This window comes from Rhodovarius crocodyli (assembly GCF_004005855.1).
In the GTDB taxonomy this organism is placed as follows: Bacteria; Pseudomonadota; Alphaproteobacteria; order Acetobacterales; family Acetobacteraceae; genus Rhodovarius; species Rhodovarius crocodyli.
The window spans coordinates 1-2,187 of sequence record NZ_SACL01000025.1; the positions used below are offsets into that span (position 1 = coordinate 1).

General features: G+C 66.8%; 5 protein-coding genes. All 5 read right to left on the reverse strand.

Annotated elements, in window-relative coordinates; genetic code table 11:
- Window positions 1-49: 49 nt before the first annotated feature.
- Complete coding sequence (locus EOD42_RS25565) at window positions 50-424, reverse strand: DUF2493 domain-containing protein (protein WP_127790433.1); 375 nt, start codon at window positions 422-424, stop codon at window positions 50-52.
- A 361-nt stretch (window positions 425-785) separates the two neighbouring features.
- On the reverse strand, window positions 786-1,082 hold the full coding sequence (locus EOD42_RS25570) for a hypothetical protein (protein WP_127790434.1): 297 nt from the start codon (window positions 1,080-1,082) through the stop codon (window positions 786-788).
- Window positions 1,079-1,408 (reverse strand): hypothetical protein, encoded by a 330-nt coding sequence (locus EOD42_RS25575; protein ID WP_127790435.1) that lies wholly within the window; start codon window positions 1,406-1,408, stop codon window positions 1,079-1,081. The genes EOD42_RS25570 and EOD42_RS25575 overlap by 4 nt, the downstream gene beginning before the upstream one ends.
- Window positions 1,405-1,791 (reverse strand): hypothetical protein, encoded by a 387-nt coding sequence (locus EOD42_RS25580; protein ID WP_127790436.1) that lies wholly within the window; start codon window positions 1,789-1,791, stop codon window positions 1,405-1,407. The genes EOD42_RS25575 and EOD42_RS25580 overlap by 4 nt, the downstream gene beginning before the upstream one ends.
- The coding region (locus EOD42_RS25585) for a hypothetical protein (protein WP_206020471.1) at window positions 1,784-2,187 on the reverse strand (404 nt) is incomplete at its 5' end. The genes EOD42_RS25585 and EOD42_RS25580, both read right to left, overlap by 8 nt.

The following is a 2,187-nucleotide window of genomic DNA, read 5'->3' on the forward strand; positions in this document are numbered from 1 at the left end:
GCCGCGCTCCCGCTCCCGCACGACATGCGCGCTGCGCTCGGCGGCGGCGTTACTCTGGGTCATGGGCGACTCCGATCTCACGCACGGGCACGCCTGCCGTTCGGGCCTGGCGCACCATGTCCGCGGTGCCACGGCCGCCCGGGAAGGCGATGACGAGCGTGGGCTTCCCCTGGGCCAGCATCTGGCCGTTGCGGATTGGCCCGGCGGCGCGGCCGTGGCGCTGCCAGTCGGCGCGGAAGGTGAGCATGGGCACGTCACGGCTCATGGCCCACTGCTCGGCCAGCATGTCAGCGCCCTCGGCGCCACCGTCGATCAGCACCTCGGCGCGGTCCCGATACTCGTCCAGCACTTCGAACACGCGCTGGCGGTCGGCATAGTCGCGCCCTCCGCAGACCAGCACCCTCTCGGCAGTCGGGGCGGTCATGGCTTCGGTGCTCCCAGCAGTTCGCGGCACACGGGCCACATCAGGCCGCCGATCAGCGCGAGAGCAATTACGCTCCCAACGGTGCCGGGCAGCAGAATGAGCACACCAGCGCCGGCTACACAGGCGCCACTCCATGCGAGCCCAAAGACCAGCCAGCGCTGGGCACGACGGAAAGGATCAACCATCCCCACCTCCCGGCGGCGCGGGAAGGGGGCGCGGCGTTGGTGCCTCGTCCTCCAGCACCTCTCGTTGGGTTTTCAGCAGGCTAATCAGCCGTGTGATCTCGCGGGGCGTGAGAGGATCGCTGGCCGCAATCAAGAAGGTGACGCCGGGACCAAGTGCCCCACGCATCCAGACACGTTCAACCACCCTGCACCTCCCGCGCGGGCTGCGCGTAGGGGGAGGCGACGGACAGAACGTCCCAGGTGCGCCGGACGGCGCGCGGTCCGGCAACGTGATCGGGATGATTGATCAGATCATCGCTCAGTTCCCTCGGCATCACGACCGCCTCCCCCTTGACCAGCGCCATGAGCGCATCTTCACGGCCGGGGATGAGGTCGCAGAGGATGGCAAGGACGCCCCTGACAACCTCGGTCGTCGCTTGTGCCTCGGCAGCAACCTTCGCCAGCTTCTCCAGCATTTCAGCGTTCGTGCTCACGGCGTGGCTCCCCGGGCGCGGATGGCGGCTTGCGTCATATCCTCGACAAACTCCTGCGCCTCCTCGAACTCGGCCAACCACTCAGCGGCCGTCTGGGGCGTGTCATCCTCCTCGGCCGCGATCCGCATGTAGTCCGCGAACCGTCCGGCCTCCCTCCGCGCCTGCTCCACCTCGGCGACGTGCTGTTCGGTCATGGCATCGCGGTAGGCCTCGCACGCGCTCTGAACGCAGCGGCCCAGGTTGAACACGCAGTTGTCGGCGCCAGCGGTGGCCTCGAATGCGTCCATGGCCTTCTGCAAGGCCTCTCGATCATCCCACGCCGTCATTCGCCGCGCTCCGACAGGAGGGCGCGGGCTCGGCCGCGAGCACGATCAAGCTTTCGCAGAGCGTCAGACGCTCCCTCGCAGTGTAGCAGTGCGATGTATGCATCAGCCGCCGTCAGGGCGGCCCTTTCTTCGCACGCTGCCTCCATGTCAGCCAAAGCCTCCCTCAGCCCCTGGATCCTGGCGGCGTCGGTGGTGATGCGGGCCTGCTGCTCGGCGTCGCGTTCACCCCAGGCCAGGATCGCGTAGAGATTGACCTGAATGTAGGGGTTGTACCCGTAGATGGGGATTTGCACCCCGGGCGGCAGATCAGGCATCGCCTTCTTCGCCGCCTCGATCAGCGGCGTGGGATCAAACGCCGTCGCCGGCTTCGGGGCGTCAGGCATGGGTGGGGACCTCCGCTGCCGCAAGCATCGCGTCCCACGTGAACTTCGCCAGCGTGGGGCGAGGGGAGACACGGGCAGCCACCAATTGGGCGTAATCGTCTCTCGCTCTGAAGAAGGCATCACTCATGGCCTCGGTAAAATCAGGAAACTGCGGAGCGTCCATCTGGTCGAACAAGTCGAGCGCTACTCTCAGTGCCACGAACGCCTCGCGGTGACGTTCAGACTCAGTGCTACTTATGGCGCACTCCTTCATGTCGTCTTCACCGGCCATCATCTCGGCGCGCGCCGCAGCAGTGTTCATTTTCTGCCGATGCATCTCGCGCACTGCACTGATTTTCTCGCGCGTCAAATAGCGATCCATGCTCACCCCTCCCCCTGCGCGCAGGGGGCGGTGGC

Coding starts and splice junctions, on each gene's coding strand:
- EOD42_RS25565 (WP_127790433.1), bottom strand. CDS start 424: ATGACCGCCCCGACTGCCGAGAGGGTGCTGGTCTGCGGAGGGCGCGAC.
- EOD42_RS25575 (WP_127790435.1), bottom strand. CDS start 1,408: ATGACGGCGTGGGATGATCGAGAGGCCTTGCAGAAGGCCATGGACGCA.
- EOD42_RS25580 (WP_127790436.1), bottom strand. CDS start 1,791: ATGCCTGACGCCCCGAAGCCGGCGACGGCGTTTGATCCCACGCCGCTG.